At 47.9% G+C, this 1,394-nt stretch carries 1 protein-coding gene and 1 pseudogene; one reads left to right on the forward strand and one right to left on the reverse strand.

The window, feature by feature from the left end; genetic code table 11:
* Positions 1-348: hypothetical protein (locus tag ACNA7P_RS11165; RefSeq protein ID WP_416258700.1), on the reverse strand; the 348-nt coding region annotated here is incomplete at its 3' end.
* Between the two features lie 400 nt (positions 349-748).
* Between ACNA7P_RS11165 and ACNA7P_RS11170 the strand changes: the two are divergent.
* Positions 749-1,394, forward strand: a pseudogene (locus ACNA7P_RS11170) (nitric-oxide reductase large subunit); the annotation flags it as partial.

Below are 1,394 nucleotides of genomic sequence, written 5' to 3' on the forward strand. Positions count from 1 at the left end.
CTGCGTTTTTCCATTCACGGTAGAGTTATAAGTATCACCGCCCACCGGCTCTACATGATCCAGCTCCACTTCTGCAGTTAACCGCGCATGCAGATGTTTGTGCGCTGTAACGCGAGCTCGTAAGGTGTTTGCGAGAGCATTTTGGAATACATTGTTTTGCTCTACATGCTCAAGCCGATAGCGTAACTCTACTTTTATACTATCGGCTGTAGCACCTATGTTATCCGCTGAAGCACCCTCTTCGCTAGCAGTTGCCGGCATCGTGATGCCCACACCAAGTACGAAGGCGAGCGCTGTATACCGAGTGGCGCTGTTTCTTGCGGGAAATAACACTGCTGTTTTGGCCATATCTACCTCTTCTCTATCGCGGTGGCCGCAGCGCACATAGCATGGTTGCAGCAGCCAATTAAGTTGCTGTTATTGTATATTTCCCACACAAACCTTAGGGAAATATGAGGGGTTATCTCCATTGGAGTAGCTGTTTGATACCGCATAATAAGCACCGGCAAGGTTAAATTAACCCTCGAGGTACTTTTTACCCGAACCGCCCATGGTTAAAACAACCACAGCTCGCTGTGGTAAATTACAAAACGCAATATTAATCAATCATTTACATAGTTGGCACGCATGCTGCAAACGCTTCCATAGCGCACTGCATTGATCAGTGGGTACATTGATCAATGAGTAATTTAACTAAGGAGCAAGCACATGCTTTACACATCCAGCAAACTAAACAAAGGAGGTCGCCATGGGTAAGTATCGGCGTTTATGGTGGCTGTTGATCGGTATTTTATTCGTTACCTTTGGCGTGCTCGGCTACTTCGGCAAAGAGGTATACCGGCAAGCGCCACCTATTCCAGACCAAGTAATGACTACTTCTGGTCATGTTTTTATAACCAACGAATCAATTTTAAACGGGCAAACCGCATGGCAATCCGTGGGTGGTATGCAGCTGGGCTCTATATGGGGACACGGCGCGTATCAAGCTCCCGATTGGACCGCTGATTGGTTACACCGCGAGCTATTGGCCTGGTTAGATCTCGCATCGCAAGAGCGCTTTGGCATTGCCTATAACGATTTAGACCCGCGCGAGCAAAGTGCGCTACAGTACGATTTAGAACTCGAATATCGCACCAACACTTGGGATGCAGCAAGCGACACGCTTACCTTGAGTGAAAGGCGCTACGAAGCAATTCAACAAACCGCTGATCATTATATTCGTTTGTTTGGTACCGATCCGGCACTCGAACAAACGCGCAATAACTATGCGATGAAATATAATACGTTGCCTTCTGAATCGCGCCGCCAAGAAATGACCCACTTTTTCTTCTGGACAGCATGGGCAGCCGCAACCGAACGGCCCGATAGTAACGTTACCTTCACCAACAACTGGC

The organism is Aliidiomarina sp. (genome assembly GCF_047920995.1).
GTDB lineage: Bacteria > Pseudomonadota > Gammaproteobacteria > Enterobacterales > Alteromonadaceae > Aliidiomarina.